Origin of the sequence: Streptomyces sp. NPDC001922, assembly GCF_042891165.1 — a bacterium.
Lineage (GTDB): Bacteria > Actinomycetota > Actinomycetes > Streptomycetales > Streptomycetaceae > Streptomyces.
This window is the reverse complement of the sequence record NZ_JBIASV010000013.1, coordinates 187,829-202,969: the sequence shown is the minus strand read 5'-3', so window position 1 is coordinate 202,969 and position 15,141 is coordinate 187,829. Positions and strand designations below refer to the sequence as shown.

17 protein-coding genes and 1 tRNA gene are annotated in these 15,141 nt (G+C 72.5%); 11 read left to right on the top strand and 7 right to left on the bottom strand.

Translation table 11 applies throughout. The annotated features are described in order from the left end of the window. The first annotated feature begins 43 nt into the window (after nt 1-43). Both ACFYYR_RS24620 and ACFYYR_RS24615 read left to right on the top strand, forming a co-directional pair. Nucleotides 44-274, top strand: coding sequence for a hypothetical protein (locus ACFYYR_RS24620; RefSeq protein WP_388857427.1), 231 nt, complete (start codon nt 44-46; stop codon nt 272-274). A gap of 220 nt (nt 275-494) precedes the next feature. Next, nucleotides 495-1,157 carry a GPP34 family phosphoprotein gene (locus ACFYYR_RS24615; RefSeq protein ID WP_388857424.1) on the top strand — a complete coding sequence of 221 codons (663 nt, stop codon included), beginning with the start codon at nt 495-497 and terminating at the stop codon, nt 1,155-1,157. A 378-nt stretch (nt 1,158-1,535) separates the two neighbouring features. Here the strand turns inward: ACFYYR_RS24615 and ACFYYR_RS24610 are convergent. Further along, nucleotides 1,536-1,609, bottom strand: a tRNA-Pro gene (locus tag ACFYYR_RS24610). Nucleotides 1,610-1,951: 342 nt separating this feature from the next. After that, nucleotides 1,952-2,890 carry a metallophosphoesterase gene (locus tag ACFYYR_RS24605; RefSeq protein WP_388857421.1) on the bottom strand — a complete coding sequence of 313 codons (939 nt, stop codon included), beginning with the start codon at nt 2,888-2,890 and terminating at the stop codon, nt 1,952-1,954. 251 nt (nt 2,891-3,141) lie between these two features. Here ACFYYR_RS24605 and ACFYYR_RS24600 point away from each other — a divergent pair, with 251 nt between their 5' ends. After that, nucleotides 3,142-3,606, top strand: coding sequence for a GatB/YqeY domain-containing protein (locus tag ACFYYR_RS24600; protein WP_388857418.1), 465 nt, complete (start codon nt 3,142-3,144; stop codon nt 3,604-3,606). 617 nt (nt 3,607-4,223) lie between these two features. Here the strand turns inward: ACFYYR_RS24600 and ACFYYR_RS24595 are convergent. Continuing rightward, nucleotides 4,224-6,437, bottom strand: coding sequence for a transglycosylase domain-containing protein (locus ACFYYR_RS24595; RefSeq protein ID WP_388857415.1), 2,214 nt, complete (start codon nt 6,435-6,437; stop codon nt 4,224-4,226). A 332-nt stretch (nt 6,438-6,769) separates the two neighbouring features. Between ACFYYR_RS24595 and ACFYYR_RS24590 the strand changes: the two genes are divergently transcribed. Beyond that, nucleotides 6,770-7,156, top strand: a complete 387-nt coding sequence (locus ACFYYR_RS24590) for a WhiB family transcriptional regulator (protein ID WP_388857618.1) — start codon at nt 6,770-6,772, stop codon at nt 7,154-7,156. A 511-nt stretch (nt 7,157-7,667) separates the two neighbouring features. Here the strand turns inward: ACFYYR_RS24590 and ACFYYR_RS24585 are convergent. Continuing rightward, nucleotides 7,668-8,912: an ArsA family ATPase gene (locus tag ACFYYR_RS24585; protein ID WP_388857412.1), complete on the bottom strand. Its 1,245-nt coding sequence runs from the start codon at nt 8,910-8,912 to the stop codon at nt 7,668-7,670. A gap of 121 nt (nt 8,913-9,033) precedes the next feature. Beyond that, nucleotides 9,034-10,023, bottom strand: a complete 990-nt coding sequence (locus tag ACFYYR_RS24580) for an ArsA-related P-loop ATPase (protein WP_388857409.1) — start codon at nt 10,021-10,023, stop codon at nt 9,034-9,036. 71 nt (nt 10,024-10,094) lie between these two features. Between ACFYYR_RS24580 and ACFYYR_RS24575 the strand changes: the two genes are divergently transcribed. From ACFYYR_RS24575 to ACFYYR_RS24560, 4 genes are all read left to right on the top strand, one after another. Beyond that, nucleotides 10,095-10,256: a DUF4177 domain-containing protein gene (locus ACFYYR_RS24575; RefSeq protein ID WP_351507959.1), complete on the top strand. Its 162-nt coding sequence runs from the start codon at nt 10,095-10,097 to the stop codon at nt 10,254-10,256. Further along, complete coding sequence (locus ACFYYR_RS24570) at nt 10,253-10,717, top strand: RidA family protein (protein ID WP_351507961.1); 465 nt, start codon at nt 10,253-10,255, stop codon at nt 10,715-10,717. Before ACFYYR_RS24575 ends, ACFYYR_RS24570 begins: the two co-directional genes overlap by 4 nt. Nucleotides 10,718-10,869: 152 nt before the next feature. After that, nucleotides 10,870-11,787 (top strand): NUDIX hydrolase, encoded by a 918-nt coding sequence (locus tag ACFYYR_RS24565; RefSeq protein ID WP_388857405.1) that lies wholly within the window; start codon nt 10,870-10,872, stop codon nt 11,785-11,787. Further along, entirely contained in the window at nt 11,784-12,614 is an 831-nt protein-coding gene (locus tag ACFYYR_RS24560) for an MBL fold metallo-hydrolase (protein WP_388857402.1), read from the top strand. The genes ACFYYR_RS24565 and ACFYYR_RS24560 overlap by 4 nt, the downstream gene beginning before the upstream one ends. A 123-nt stretch (nt 12,615-12,737) precedes the next feature. Here the strand turns inward: ACFYYR_RS24560 and ACFYYR_RS24555 are convergent, their stop codons facing one another. Next, the gene (locus ACFYYR_RS24555; protein ID WP_388857399.1) at nt 12,738-13,127 is read right to left on the bottom strand and encodes a hypothetical protein; all 390 of its coding nucleotides are present in this window, start codon (nt 13,125-13,127) and stop codon (nt 12,738-12,740) included. Between the two features lie 25 nt (nt 13,128-13,152). Beyond that, nucleotides 13,153-13,593 carry a helix-turn-helix domain-containing protein gene (locus tag ACFYYR_RS24550; RefSeq protein ID WP_388857396.1) on the bottom strand — a complete coding sequence of 147 codons (441 nt, stop codon included), beginning with the start codon at nt 13,591-13,593 and terminating at the stop codon, nt 13,153-13,155. Between the two features lie 241 nt (nt 13,594-13,834). Here ACFYYR_RS24550 and ACFYYR_RS24545 point away from each other — a divergent pair, with 241 nt between their 5' ends. Genes ACFYYR_RS24545 through ACFYYR_RS24535 form a run of 3 tightly spaced genes read left to right on the top strand, consistent with a single transcriptional unit; the run spans nt 13,835 to nt 15,104 of the window. After that, nucleotides 13,835-14,071, top strand: a complete 237-nt coding sequence (locus ACFYYR_RS24545) for a WhiB family transcriptional regulator (RefSeq protein ID WP_388857393.1) — start codon at nt 13,835-13,837, stop codon at nt 14,069-14,071. After that, nucleotides 14,068-14,895: a hypothetical protein gene (locus ACFYYR_RS24540; RefSeq protein WP_388857390.1), complete on the top strand. Its 828-nt coding sequence runs from the start codon at nt 14,068-14,070 to the stop codon at nt 14,893-14,895. The genes ACFYYR_RS24545 and ACFYYR_RS24540 overlap by 4 nt, the downstream gene beginning before the upstream one ends. Beyond that, on the top strand, nt 14,892-15,104 hold the full coding sequence (locus tag ACFYYR_RS24535) for a hypothetical protein (protein ID WP_388857387.1): 213 nt from the start codon (nt 14,892-14,894) through the stop codon (nt 15,102-15,104). The genes ACFYYR_RS24540 and ACFYYR_RS24535 overlap by 4 nt, the downstream gene beginning before the upstream one ends. Nucleotides 15,105-15,141 lie beyond the last annotated feature (37 nt).

Here is a 15,141-nt window from a genome sequence, read left to right as displayed (position 1 = left end):
AGAAGCTGGGACCAGGGGAGTCGTCCACCGGGGAGCGTGCCCGATGGGAACCAGCATGCATGTGGTCTGGAGCAAGAAGGAACCGGGCCAGGTCGTCTACGAGACCTACGCCATCGTGACGACGGAGAAGGACGACGGCACCCAGGCCGCGGTCCGCAGCAGGAAGCACGAGGTCGTCATCCGCAGCCGCTCGCACGCGGCGCAGATCGCGGCCGAGCACGGGTACGAGCTCTTCGGGGAGGGCGAAGCCTGGGAGAGCCTGCCCGAAGAATAGGCCGGGGCCCGCGCCGGTCCCGGACAAGGCCGGACGTCCGGGCCCGAGCACGTACGGAAGCGGTCGCCGCGGCTGCGCCGGACCCGGCCGCCGAACCGCTCCGGTGTGGGGGCACCGCCATCCCCACCGCAGTCACGCCCGTCGACCGTAAGGGGCTCTCACCCCTATTTGCCGTGATCAGGTGTGTTTCATTGATCAAGGCAGGGAGAGATCCATAAATATGGAAACCACACTCAGTGAGCAGATCATGCTCCTGTCGCTCGACGACGCCACCGGCACCCCTCGGCTCCAGGTGCAGTGCGAGTTCGCGATCTCCAGCGCCTCCGTGCTGGAACTGGCGCTCGCGGGACGGGTCCGGTCGGAGGGCGACCACCTGGTCGTCACCGACTCCGCGCCGTTGGGGATTCCGGCCCTGGACGGGACGCTGCAGCGGATCGCCGCGCAGAGCGAACGGGAGGACGCGCAGGCGTGGATCTTCCGGCTCAGGAAGCCGGCCGTCGACGACGCCCGGCGGGCGCTGCTGGAGAAGGGTGTCATCCGTGAGGAGCGGACGAGGCGTTGGGGCATCTTCCCCGCCCATCGCTACCCGGAGGCCGACGGCACGGTCGAGAGTAGGCTGCGCCGGACACTTGCGGCGGTGGTGCTCGAGGGTCAGGAGCCCGACGCGCGCACGGCCGCACTGGTGGTGCTGCTGCACAGTGGTGGGCTGCACGAGCTGGTCTTCGGCGAGGCCGACCGGGCGGCCGCCCGGAAGCGCATGAGCGAGCTGACCGAGGGGCACTGGGCCGAGCCGGTCATGCATCAGCTGGTGAACTCGGTGCACTTGGCGCTGACGACCACCGCGGCGGCGACGACGGCCGCGGTGGTGAACACCGTCGTGTAACGCGGGTCCGGGCATGCCGGGGGAGTGACCGGGATAGTGATGAGCCGTCAGGTGCTTCTCGATTCCCCGGCTGCTCCTCTGTGCCTGCCGTGCAGGAACTGCGCGTGGTGCAGCGCCTGTTGCTGTGCCGCTGTGCGACACCGCGCACGTGGCCCGGGGTGGGCGCGTCCGGACCGGCTTGTTCGGCAAGGAGTGGCGGCTGCGTCGACTTGCCCGTCCCGATGATCTCGGGCAGGGATGTCTGAGAGAGCGTTGGCGGACACCGGCCTGGAAGCAGGATCCAAGACCCTCTCCCGGGCTTTGCTCATCCCCCGCGGAAATGCGGCAGGGGCCTGATCCGATTTCTCGGATCAGGCCCCTGACCTGGTGTTCCTTCAGTCGGGGTGGCGGGATTTGAACCCACGACCTCTTCGTCCCGAACGAAGCGCGCTGCCAAGCTGCGCTACACCCCGAAGCAACGAGCTCTACTTTAGCGGACCTGTCGCTCCATGCGAAATCCGGTTACCTGCTCGCAGCGGGTGGCCCCTCGCCCGGCTCCGTGCCGGTGGTGGAAGCCCGAGCGGCGGAAGAGCGGGCGGGGTTGACGGAGTTGTCGTCGTTCCCGGCCGGTGGGGCGGAAGGGGGCGGGGGCGTGCTTCGCCCGCGTGTCGCTGGATGTGACCGCCGTCACAGGTCCTGCTCGTGGTTCCCCGGTCGCGGCCGGATGTGGGGGCGCCGTGCCGGGAAAGCGACTGCCCGGGCCGGTGGCCGCGTGGGAGCGGCCGCCCGGTCCGGGCAGGGGGGATGCGGTGGGGTCAGGCGTCGCGCGCGGTCAGGGTCAGCAGCGTCGCCTCGGGCGGGCAGGCGAAGCGCACCGGGGTGTACCGGTTGGCGCCGCAGCCCGCCGAGACGTGCAGGTAGGAGGTCCTGCCCTCGGCGCTGTGCGTCGACAGGCCCTTGACCCGCCGGGTGTCCAGGTCGCAGTTGGTGACCAGGGCCCCGTAGAACGGGACGCAGAGCTGGCCGCCGTGGGTGTGCCCGGCCAGGATCAGCGGGTAGCGGTCCGCGGTGAAGGCGTCGAGGGTCCGCAGGTACGGGGCGTGGACGACGGCCAGCGAGAGGTCCGCGTCCTCGGGGCCGCCCGCCACCTCGGCGTACCGGTCCCGCTTGATGTGCGGGTCGTCCAGACCGGTGAGCGCGATCTCCAGGCCGTCGAGTCCGCCGAGCTTCAGCCGGCCGCGGGTGTTCGAGAGTCCCACCCAGCCCGCCTCGTCGAAGGCGTCCCGCATGCCCTCCCACGGGTTGCGCTCGACGCCGACCGCCGGGTCGTTCTTGCCGTTGAGGCCGTGCTGACCGCGGGCCCTCTCCAGGAGGTAGCGGGCGGGGTTGCGCAGCCGGGGTGCGTAGTAGTCGTTCGAGCCGAAGACGTACGCCCCGGGGAACTCCATCAGCGGTCCGAGGGCGTCCAGCACCTCGGGGACGGCCGTCTTGTCGGAGAGGTTGTCACCGGTGTTGATGACGAAGTCGGGCCGCAGGCCGGCGAGCGACTGCAGCCACCGCCGTTTCTTGCCCTGTCCGGAGACCATGTGGATGTCCGAGACCTGGAGCATGCGCAGCTGCCGCATCCCGGGCGGCAGCACCGGCACCGTGATCCGGCGGAGCCGGAACGAGCGGGGTTCGATGCCGGTTGCGTAGGCGAGGCCGGCCGCGCCGACTGCCGTGATTCCCAGGGGTACTGCGTATCGCGCGCGCATGGCCCCATGGTCGCAGACGGTGCGGGAACCGGGCAGTCCGGGCGGTCCGTGCGGGCTCCCGCTACGCCCTCGCCGGTGGGACCGCGGAGGCCTGCGTCCGCCGTCGGACGCCGGGGCAGGACGTGGGCCGCCGCCCGCGACGGTCGTGCTCCGTCGGCCGGGTGCCCGGGGCGGACGGCGGCACGGTCTCCGGGCCGGGGCGGCAGGAATGCGGTGGGCGGGGCCCAGTGCCGCCGGGCATACTCATCGGCATGACCACGCTCAAGGCCACACTTCAGGACGACCTCACCGCGGCGATCAAGGCCCGCGACGAGCTGCGCTCCTCCACGCTCCGGCTCACCCTCTCCGCGATCACCAACGAGGAGGTCGCGGGCAAGTCCGCGCGCGAGCTCTCCGACGACGAGGTGCGGAAGGTGATCGCCCGCGAGGCGAAGAAGCGCCGGGAGGCGGCCGAGGCGTTCGCCCAGGGCGGCCGGACCGAGCAGGCCGCACGGGAGAAGGCCGAGGGCGAGGTGCTGGCCGCGTACCTGCCGCAGCAGCTCTCCGACGAGGAGCTGAGCGCGCTGGTCGCGGAGGCAGTGAAGGAGGCCGTGGCCGGTGGCGCCGAGGGGCCGCGGGCCATGGGTGCGGTCATGAAGATCGTGAACCCCAAGGTCGCCGGGCGGGCCGAGGGCGGCCGGGTCGCCGCCGAGGTCAAGCGCCACCTCGCGGGCTGACCTGCCGCCGGGGCGGGACCCGCCGGCCGGGCGGGCGGCTTCCCGGGGGCCGTGCGCTCCTGCCCGGTGCGCCGGTATCCGGGTGTCGGGGCCGCCCCGCGAGCCGTGCCGGTCCCGACGTCATGTCCCGCTCATGCGGACCCGAGCCCGCGCCCCGCTCGCCACGTGCGGCTCGACGGGGCTCGCCAAGGTCACCTCACCGTCGGCGGACCCTGAGGGCGCGTCCCCTTCGGGCGGACCCCGAGAGCGCGTCCCCCTCGGGAGGACGCCCAGGCCACCTCTCCCTCGTGCGGGTCCCGAGGGCGTACCCCTTGCGCGCGTTCCCCTGCCCTCCGCACCGGTCGGCACAGACAACAGAGGCGGGGGGGGGGCCCCCCGGGGGGGGGGGGGGGGGGGGGCCGCCGCGGGCGGGGGGGGGGGCCCCCCCCGGGGGGGGGGCCGGGGGGCCGGGGCGGGGGGGGGGCGGCCGGGGCGCCCCCGGGGGGGCGCGCCCCCCCCCCCCCCCCCCCCCCCCCCCACACCCCCCCGGGGCCCCCCCCCCCCCCGGGCCCCCCCCCCCGCCTCTGTCAGCTCCGCTTCGACCTCTGCCGCACTTCAGCCGGCTCCGCGCCGCGTGCTCAGTGCTTCCGGCCGCGCCCCTTGCCGCCGCCCGTGAGGCCGTCGGCGCCGCCGATGAGGTTCGGCGGGAGCGAGATCTCGGGCCACTCGAAGTCGCCACCGCCTCCGCCGTGGCCGCCGCCGCCGTGGCCGGGGCGGTCGGGCTTGGCCGCGGGCGGTTCCGCGACGTGCACCGTCGGCAGCCGGGGCGCCGGCTTCCCCTCCAGCGCGCCGCTCATCGCGTCGCGCCAGATCGGTCCGGGGACCCCGCCGCCGAAGACCTTCGGGTAGTACTGCCCGCCGATGGTGATGTTCTCCATCGGCACCTTGGTGGTCGGGCTGCCGACCCAGACCGCGCCGGCCAGGTTCGGCGTGTAGCCGACGAACCACGCGGCCACGCGGCCGTCGGTGGTGCCGGTCTTGCCCGCGCTGTCCCGGCCCGAGAGGCCCGCCTGCTTTCCGGTGCCGTCCTCGACCACGCCGCGCAGCAGGGTGTTGATGCTGTCCGCGGTCTTCTGCGACATGACCTTCTTGCAGCTGCTCTTGGGCACGCGCAGCTTCCGGCCGGCCGCGTCGGTGACGGAGTCGATGGCGACCGGAGTGCAGTAGGTGCCCCGGTTGGCGAAGGTGGCGTAGGCGTTGGCCATGGCCAGCGGGGAGATGGTGGCGCTGCCCAGGGTGACCGCGGGGCCCTGCGGCAGCTTGTCGCCGTTGCCCATCCGGATCCCCAGGTCGGACGCCAGGTCGGTGACGGGGCAGACGCCGATGTCGCTGATCAGCTGCACGAAGTAGGTGTTGACCGACTTGGCGGTCGCCTCCTTCATCCCGTACGGCCCGACCTCGGACTCCAGCTCGTTGCTGACCGTGGCGCCGTCGGTGTTGACCCAGTTGCCCTTGCAGGTCTTGACCGGGCTCGGGTACGCCATCTTGTACGGCGCCGAGTAGCTCTTGCTCATCGGCAGGCCCTGCTCCAGCGCCGCCGCGGCGGTGACCGGCTTGAACGTCGAACCGACCTGGAAGCCGTAGTTCGAGCCGCCCATCTGCCGGTCCACGGACAGGTTGATCTGCGTCTCGTGGTCGCCGAAGCCGTACGGCCTGCTCTGGCCCATGCCCATGATCCGGCCGGTGCCCGGCTCGATCAGCGACACCGCGGTGGCGACCTTGTCGCCCTTCGAGACGTGATCGTCGATCGAGGCCTGGACCGACTTCTGCGCCTTCGGGTCGAGCGTGGTGCGGATCGTCATGCCGCCCTGCGCCCAGCGCTTGGCGCGTGCCTTGCGGCTCTTGCCGAAGACCTCGTCCTGGAGGAAGACCTCACGGACGTAGTCGCAGAAGAAGCCGGCCGCGCTGGTGGCGGTGATGCAGCCGTTCCGCGGCGTGCTGACGTCCAGCCGGATCGGCTTCCGCTTCGCCGCGTCGGCCCGGGCCTGGGAGATGTCGCCCAGGTCGGCCATGCGCTGCAGGACGGCGTTGCGGCGCTTGGTGGCCTCGCCCTCGTTGTTCATCGGGTCCCAGCGGCTGGGCGACTGGACGATCCCGGCCAGCAGCGCGGCCTCCTCCAGCTTCAGGTCCTTCGCCGAGGTGCTGAAGTAACGCTGGGCCGCGGCCTCGACGCCGTAGGCCTGCTGCCCGAAGAAGGTGATGTTGAGGTAGTTCTCGAGGATCTTCTTCTTCCCGAGCTCCTCCTCCACCTGGATCGCGTACTTGAGCTCCTTGACCTTGCGGCCGATCGTCTGCTGGGTGGCCTGGGCGACCTTGTCCGGGTCGTCGCCGGCCTCCTCCACGAAGACGTTCTTCACGTACTGCTGGGTGAGGGTCGAGGCGCCCTGGGAGACGCCTCCGCTCTGGGCGTTCTTGTTGAGGGCCCGCAGGATGCCCTTCAGGTCGATCGCCCCGTGCTGGTAGAAGCGCGCGTCCTCGATCGCGACGATCGCCTTCCGCATGTACGGGGAGATGTCGTCGAGGTCCACCACCGTGCGGTCGCGGGAGTAGACCGAGGCGATCCTGCCGCCCTTGGCATCCAGGATCGTGGTCTTCTGGCTCAGCGGCGGCCGCTTGAGATTCGCCGGGATCTCGTCGAATCCCTCGACGGACCCCTTGGCCGCGAGGCCCAGGGCTCCCGCGGCGGGGAGTGCGATGCCCGCCAGTACGGCTCCGGCTAGCACGCTGACACCGAGGAACCTGGCGGCCTGCTGTGTTCTGCTCAGACCACCGCCCGAACGCTTCTGAGACATGAGGGCAGCCTACGTTCTCATTCGCCGGACACGTATACATCCCTTGGCCTAAGCTGTCTCTGACTGTCACGGCGACGTGTGTCCGCGCTTCTCCTCCTCGTCCTCCCCCCGGACGGAGTTGTGTCCGGAGTGACGTCTTGTGCCGTCCGGCATCCTCGGCGAGGCCTCGCAACCCATCCCGCTTTGTCGGGATTGTTACGTATGCCCTCACATCACTCCGTTGGGTGATCTGCCGCGTACGCATAGTCCGTTCGGGCCATCCAAGATTGGGCCCGCAGGGGGTGTTGCGCCCTGTCTGCCTTCCGTAACGTCCTCAACTGGCAACGGTGAATATGCCGCTGCCGCCGTGGGGGAGCCTCGATTCGGGAGAGGACGGCACCAGCATGAGTAGCTGGGTTACCGACTGGAGCACGCTGGCAGCGTGCCGCACGACTGATCCGGACGAACTGTTCGTCCAGGGGGCAGCGCAGAACAGGGCCAAAGCGGTCTGCACCGGATGCCCGGTGCGCACCGAGTGCCTTGCCGACGCGCTCGACAATCGCGTCGAGTTCGGCGTGTGGGGTGGCATGACCGAGCGGGAGCGGCGAGCGCTGTTGCGCCGTCGTCCCACGGTCACCTCATGGCGCAGGCTTCTGGAGACCGCGCGTACGGAGTACGAGCAGAGCATCGGCATCCTGCCGGTGGAGCTGGAGGACGAGGACTTCGCCGCGGCGGGATAGCCGGCTGGCGGATGCGCTGAACTGATCCCGCGGCCCCCCACACCCACGTCTGCCGCTGTTCGGTCCGCCGTCGCTCGCGACACCGGACAGGAACCCGCCGGATCCGCTGGGAACAGTTCCTCATCCACCGGCCTCCTCACCACCCGTGTCTCATCCGTGTGCCGACTCCGGGTTCGGCAGCTCGTGCGCCGTCGGCTGTATGCCGTCGGTACGGGAGCTGCCGGCCCTTCGGCGGCACGTCGAGCCGCGGTGATCTCGCGCACCCCGGTGCGGCGGCGCCGTAACGCGTCGCCGCACCGGGGCGAGGCATGCCGTGACGCGGTGCGTGCGCCCGTGGCTCAGCGCCCCGCCGGGCCGAGTCCGGCCGACCAACGCCGGGTGGACCGGTGGCAGACGCGCGGGCCGATAACGGCCGGACGGGTCGAGGCCGGTCAGGCGCGGCGGCCGGTCGGGTACATGGTCGGTCGGGCGCGGCGGTCGGTCGGGTACCGGGTTGTTGAACGGGCCGGGCTCAGGCTCCGACCGGGCTGCCGGTCGCGAGCCGGTTTCCGATGGCGCGCAGGCCGTCGAGGTCGTGGACGTCACCGGGCAGTGCCGCCACCTCGGCCACGGCGACCTCCGGGTGCAGGGCGGTGAACCGGTCGCGCATGCGCTGCTCACGCGCGAGCACCTGCATGCGTTCGGCGTGCAGCCGCAGCAGTCCGGCGGCGAGTAGTTCTGCGGGATCCGAATCGCCCTCGACCGCGGGGGAGTCACCGTCGGGGCTCTCGGGCGTACGACTGCCAGCTTGCCCGCCCGCACGATCGACAATGCGGCTTTCCTCAAGATTTTCCGCGGCCGCCAGGGCACGCTCCGCGCTGAGCCGAGCGGCGCCGCTGCTGTGCACCCGGTTCAGCACCAGTCCGGCCAGCGGCATGCTCTCGGCGGCCAGCCGCTCGACGAAGTACGCGGCCTCGCGCAGGGCGTCCCGCTCCGGCGCCGCGACCACCAGAAACGCCGTGCCCGGCGCCTGGAGCAGCCGGTAGGTGGCGTCGGCGCGGGTCCGGAAGCCGCCGAACGTCGTGTCCATCGCCGCCACGAACGTCTGCACGTCCCGGAGCAGTTGCGTCCCCATCAGCTTGCTGAGGGTGCCGGTCATCATCGACATGCCGACATTCAGGAACTTCATCCCCGCCCGGCCGCCGATCTTGGCCGGAGCCATCAGCATCCGGATGAACTTGCCGTCCAGGAACGAGCCGAGGCGCTTGGGGGCGTCCAGGAAGTCCAGAGCCGAGCGGCTGGGCGGGGTGTCCACGATGATGAGGTCCCACTCGTCCCGCGCGCGCAACTGGCCCAGCTTCTCCATGGCCATGTACTCCTGCGTGCCGGCGAAGCCCGCGGAGAGGGACTGGTAGAAGGGGTTCTCCAGGATCGTGCGGGACCGTTCGGCGTCCGCGTGGGCCTCGACGACCTCGTCGAAGGTCCGCTTCATGTCGAGCATCATCGCGTGGAGTTCGCCGCCGGGCGCCGCGTCGATCCCCTCGACCCGGCGGGGAACGTTGTCCAGCGAGGCGATGCCCATCGACTGGGCGAGCCGGCGGGCCGGGTCGATGGTGAGGACGACGACCTTCCGGCCGCGCTCCGCCGCCCGTACACCCAGCGCCGCGGCCGTGGTCGTCTTGCCCACGCCGCCGGAGCCGCAGCACACGACGATGCGGGTGCCCGGGTCGTCCAGCAGCGGGTCGGTCTCCAGCGGGGGAGCGGCCTCCAGGGTCATGCGGTGTCCTCGCTTCGTCCACGGCACTCGGGGCGGTCACGGCGGGTGCGGCGCTCGGGGCGGGTGCGGCCGGGCCGGCCGGCAGCGTGGCCCCGGGGGCCGGGCCGGTGGCCGCCCCGGCTCACCACGCCTCCTCCTCGACGCCCTGCTTCCGCAGGTCCCGGGCGAGCCGGTAGAGGCCGGAGAGGTCGCCTCCGTCGCCGAGGAGTTCCAGTTCGTACGTCGGCAGGTCGAGGTCGGCGATGGCCGTCCGCTGCTCGCGCTCCAGCCGGAGGCGCTCGGCGTGCTCGCGGGCCTCCTCCAGCAGCGGATCGACGAGCCGCTCGGCCAGCCCCCCGCGGCGCGCCCCGCCCAGTCCCGCCTGGGAGAGCGCCTTGGCGACGGCTGCGCGACGGCTGGTGGCCGCCGCCTCCACGGCCTCCTCGTCGAGGACCTGCGGCCGCACCATGTTGATCAGGATGCCGCCCACGGGCAGGCCCGCTTCCCGCAGTTCCGCGACGCCGTCCATGGTCTCCTGGACCGGCATCTCCTCCAGCAGCGTCACCAGGTGGACGGAGGTCTCGGCGGACTTCAGGACGCGCATGACGGCCTGGGCCTGGTTGTGTATCGGTCCGATCCGGGCCAGCCCGGCGACCTCGTCGTTGACGTTGAGGAAGCGGGTGATCCGGCCGGTCGGCGGGGCGTCCATGACCACCGAGTCGTAGACCGGGCGGCCGTCCCGGCCCTTGCGGCGCACCGCCTCGCACGCCTTGCCGGTGAGCAGGACGTCCCGCAGACCGGGGGCGATGGTCGTGGCGAAGTCGATCGCGCCGAGCTTCTTCAGCGCCCGGCCGGCGCTGCCCAGTTTGTAGAACATCTGGAGGTAGTCGAGCAGCGCGCGCTCGGCGTCGATGGCGAGCGCGTACACCTCGCCGCCGCCCGGGGCGACCGCGATCTTCCGCTCCTCGTAGGGCAGCGCCTCGGTCTCGAAGAGCTGCGCGATGCCCTGCCGGCCCTCGACCTCGACCAGCAGAGTGCGCTTCCCCTCGGCGGCGAGGGCAAGCGCGAGAGAAGCGGCGACCGTGGTCTTGCCGGTGCCGCCCTTGCCACTGACGACGTGGAACCTGCTCATGCTGGGGAGCCTAACCAGTGGAGGCAAGGGCTACGCACGAGGCTTCGGCCACAGGCATTACAGTCGGCCCCATGACGAAGTGGGAATACCAGACCGCGCCGCTGCTCATCCATGCCACCAAGCAGATCCTCGACAACTTCGGCGAGGAGGGCTGGGAGCTCGTCCAGGTCGTACCGGGCCCGCAGGGCGGGGACTCCCTGGTGGCGTACTTCAAGCGGGAGAAGCAGGCATGAGCGCCGTCGAGGAGAAGCTGAGCTCGCTGGGGCTCACGCTGCCGGCCGTCGCGGCGCCGCTCGCGTCGTATGTGCCGGCCGTCCGCTCCGGCTCCTATGTCTTCACCGCCGGGCAGCTGCCGCTGGTCGAGGGCAAGCTCGGGGTGACGGGCAAGGTCGGCGCCGAGGTGACGCCGGAGGAGGCCAAGGAGCTGGCGCGCCTCTGCGCGCTCAACGCCCTGGCCGCGGTCAAGTCGGCCGTCGGTGACCTGGACCGGATCGCGCGGGTCGTGAAGGTCGTCGGGTTCGTCGCCTCGGCGTCGGACTTCACCGGCCAGCCCGCCGTCGTCAACGGTGCCAGTGAGCTGCTCGGCGAGGTCCTGGGCGAGAAGGGCGTGCACGCCCGGAGCGCCGTGGGCGTCGCGGTGCTGCCGCTGGACGCTCCGGTCGAGGTCGAGATCCAGGTCGAGATCGCGGACTGACCTCCGTACGGATCCGTGCCGCCGCGGGGCGGCGGGCGGCTCCCCGGCAGGTGCCGGGCCGCTGCCGCGTGCCGCCCCGGGCCGGACCGTTCCCGGCCCGGCGGCCGCGGGTGCCTCTCGAACATCCCGTCGGAAACGCATAGCATCCGGCCATGTCCACCACGAATGGCCAGTGGTACCCGCCGGAGTGGCCCGACCGGATCCGCGCGCTCGCCGGCGGCGAGCTCACGCCGGTGGAGCCGCGCCGTGCCGCCACCGTCCTGCTGCTGCGCGACACCGAGCACGGGCCCGTCGTCCACATGCTGCGCAGACGGGCCTCCATGGCGTTCGCCGGGGGCGCGTACGCGTATCCCGGCGGTTCGGTGGACCCGCGCGACGAGCGGTCCGTCGGGTGGGCCGGTCCCGCACCCGAGACCTGGGCGGCCCGGCTCGGACTGGAGGACGAGGCCGCCGCCCAGTCGGTCGTCTGCGCGGCGGTGCGCGAGACCTTCGAGGAGGCGGGCGTCCTGCTGGCGGGGCCGTCCGCGGACACCGTGGTCGCGGACACCACGGGCGAGGACTGGGAGGCCGACCGGGCCGCACTCGTCGCCCGGGAGCTGTCCTTCGCCGAGTTCCTGGCGCGCCGCGGGCTGGTGCTGCGCAGCGATCTGCTGAGCGGCTGGGCGCGCTGGATCACCCCGGAGTTCGAGCCGCGCCGCTACGACACCTGGTTCTTCGTGGCCGTGCTGCCGCAGGGGCAGCGGACCCGGAACGCCTCCACCGAGGCGGACCGGACGGTCTGGATCCGCCCCGCGGACGCGGCGGCGGGCTACGACCGCGGTGAGCTGCTGATGATGCCTCCCACCATCTCCACGCTCCGGGAGCTGGAACCGTACGGGTCGGCGGGCCAGGCGCTGGACGCCGCGCCCGCACGCGACCTCACCCCGGTGCTGGCCCGGGCGGAGCTGCGGGACGGCGAGATCGTGCTGAGCTGGCCGGGGCACGCCGAATTCACCCGGCACATCTCCCCGGCCTCCCCGGTCCCCTCGGACTCCCCGGCCTCCCCGGCCGAGGGCGGAGCCGCCTCATGACGTACGCAGCCTCCCTGCCCGGGCAGCCGCGCGGCGGGACCATCGCCGGCCCGGCGACGGAGCGTGCCGTCTGCGTGCTGGCCCCGAACCCGTCGCCGATGACCCTGGACGGCACCAACACCTGGATCGTCGCCGAGCCCGACGCGGACCTCGCCGTGGTCATCGACCCGGGGCCGCTCGACGAGGACCACCTGAACGCCGTGATCGCCACGGCGGAGCGGGCGGGCAAGCGGATCGGGCTGACGCTGCTCACCCACGGGCACCCGGACCACGCGGACGGGGCGAGCCGGTTCGCGGAGCTGACCCGCACCCCGGTCCGCGCGCTGGACCCGGCGCTGCGGCTCGGGGACGAGGGCCTGGAGGCCGGCGACGTGATCACCACCGGCGGGCTGGAGCTCCGGGTGGTGCCCACCCCCGGCCACACCGCCGACTCCCTCTCCTTCCATCTGCCGGCCGACGGGGCGGTCCTGACCGGGGACACGGTGCTCGGCCGGGGCACCACTGTGGTGGCCCACCCGGACGGGCGGCTCGGGGAGTACCTGGAGTCGCTGCGGCGACTGCGCTCGCTCACCGTGGACGACGGCGTGGACACGGTGCTGCCGGGCCACGGGCCGGTGCTGAACGACGCCCGCGGCGCGGTCGAGTTCTATCTCGCGCACCGCGCGAACCGGCTGGCGCAGGTGGAGACGGCGGTCGAGGCGGGGTACCGGACGCCCGGTGAGGTCGTCGCGCAGGTGTACGCCGATGTGGACCGGTCGCTGTGGCCCGCGGCGGAGCTGTCGGTGCGGGCGCAGCTGGACTATCTGCGGGAGCACGGGCTGATCTGAGCAGGGGCGGGTCCGAGCAGGAGCATGGGCCGAGCTGCCGGGTGGCTGTTCCGAGCAGGAGCACGGGCTGAGCTGCGGGGGAGCGGGCTGTTCCGCGGGGCATGGGGCCCGTGCCCGGCGCCGTCAGCCGGACTGTTCGCCGGGTTTGCGCTTGCGGTGCGGCATCAGCGGTTCCTGGCTGCGGAGTTCGCGGGCGCGCGGCGCCGGCAGCGGTGAGTCGATCAGGGCGATCACCTCGGCGAGCGAGGTGGCGCCGGTGCCCCGGTTCTCCTGTTCGGCGAGGTGCCGCATGGCGTCCTGCCACCCCTGGGCGTAGCCGGCCTCATGGGCCTGCTCCAGGGCGTCCCGGTGGTGGACGCCGAGCTCCCCGGCGGTTGTTGCGCGGCCCATCTCCAGGAGTAAGTTGGCCAGTTCGCGGGCACCGAGGGTGATCGGCCGGGAGGCATCGGGGGCGGCGGAGCGTGGTCCGGTGCCAGGGCGGCCGGGTGCCGCCCTGCTCTCGTCCGTGCCCATGAAGTTACCCCCGTTTCTCCCGTTCTCAGCCGGTGCCCGCCCTGCGCCGCTGAGCCTCGGGCTCCTGGGACGGCAGGAACGGGGCCGCAACCTGAAGGAACAGCCCCCGTCGCTCCTCGGGGATTCCGAGCAGCTCGGCAGCTTCCGCCAGTGTGATGTTCCGGCTCCCTGCTGCGCTTTGCCGAGCGTATGCCACGGGCACGGGCAGGTCCTCTTCGGTCAGCTTCCCCGAGCGGATCAGCACGTCCCGCACGGGGACGTCCAGGGCGCGGGCCAGTCCGCGCATGGTCGCGAGGTCGGGCATGCTCTGGCGCTGCAGCAGCCGGGTGACCGCGGCACGGTGCACGCCCGCGTCGTCGGCGACCTTGGACCTGCCGCCGCCGCGCGGGTGGTCGATGTCGTAGCCCCGGGACCGCATGAGGTCCTCCATCCAGGCCGCGAAGTCCTCCAGGGTGTCCTTCGTCACGTCCGCTCCCTCCATCCGCGCACCAGGGTAACGCGCGTGCGCGTGCGAAATGTGCTGGAAGTGGGAGGTGCCCCGGATCGTCGTACGGGGTAGTCCGTAGGCGGGAAGCGGGAGTTGTGAAGAAACTGTGAGTTGCGTGCGAGTGCGCAACATGAAAAGATTCCCGAGAGCTCGCAAGGTAGTTCGAATCTTGCTGTCCCCCCACACTCCGTTCCGCTTCGGCCTTCCCATCGGAGTGCCCATGCCACCGCACGATCCCGAGGGCTTCGACTGGCGGTCCATCGCCCGCTGCGCTGCTCTCCCTCCGGCCTCAGTCTTCGCCCGGCGACCCGTCGACGCCGCACCCGCGTTGCGGGCGTGCAACACCTGTCCTGTCACCGACCGCTGCCTGCGCACCGTGGACCCCGCGAACACCTGGTTCGACGGCGTCTGCGGCGGCCGGCTGTGGAGCAACGGCCGTGAGGTACCGCTGTCATGAGTGAGACGACTGTCATGAAGGAGGCGACTCCGATGCGTGGGACGCCTGTCATGAAGGGGACGACCGGCCCGGCACCCACGGACGGTACGCCGCACCGGGCGGCCCCGGGCGCCGCGCCGGACCCGGCCGCCGAGCGCGCCCGCACCTGGCTCGGCCTGCTGAGCCGCCAGTTCCCGGAGCTCCTCGAAGAGCTCCTCCCGGGCCGCCCCGGGAGCCGGCCCTCGTACGACCTCGCCCCCGCGGACCTCCTCCGGCAGGCCCAGGAGGCGCGCGCGGACCGGGCCGCCGCCGTCTGGAACGCCCGGCACGGCATCACCCCGCTCGGCGGCGGGGCCGCACCCCTGCGGCTGCACGTCTCCGACGCCCTCCGGGACATCACCGACGGCGTGATCGAGCTGGAGGAGGCCGTCCGCGACCGGCTGCGGCTCGGCCGTCCCCGCAAGGCGGACGTGCCGCAGCGGCTGGCGCGGATCGCCGGACTGCTGGACCGGATCGGTGACGACCGGGTGCTCCTGGAGCACGTGCTGACGGAGGCCCGGCGGATGGCCCGCCGCTGCGGACAGGCCCTCGGCGAGGCCGAGCCGCTGGTCCGGGTGCGGGGCCGCTGCCCCTGGTGCGACTCGGTGTCGCTGCGCGCGTTCCCCGTCCGGCGGACCGTGCTGTGCATCAACCCGGCCTGCCGCTGCGCCGACGAGGAGTGCGGCTGCGCGGACAGCCCGGCGTACCGGCACACCTGGCCGGAGGACCGCTGGACCGAACTCGCGGACGCGAGCGGCACCCTGCCGCAGGACCTGCTCACCGCGGTGACGGGAGACGAAGCATGATCGCGGGACTGCTCACCGGCTCCCTCGCCGCCCTGGAGGTCGAGGTGTCGGCGGCGACCATCCGGAAGTGGGTGCAGCAGGGGCACCTGCGGCCGGCGGGCAAGCGCGGACGGGCCCAACTGTTCCGCTTGGAGGACGTGTTCGCGGCGGAGCGGCTCACCCGGCGGGGGCATGAGCGGGGCGGGGCGGGGGGTGTTGTGCGGGGGTAACGGCAGATCGTCCGACCCGACCGCAGCTACCGAGCAT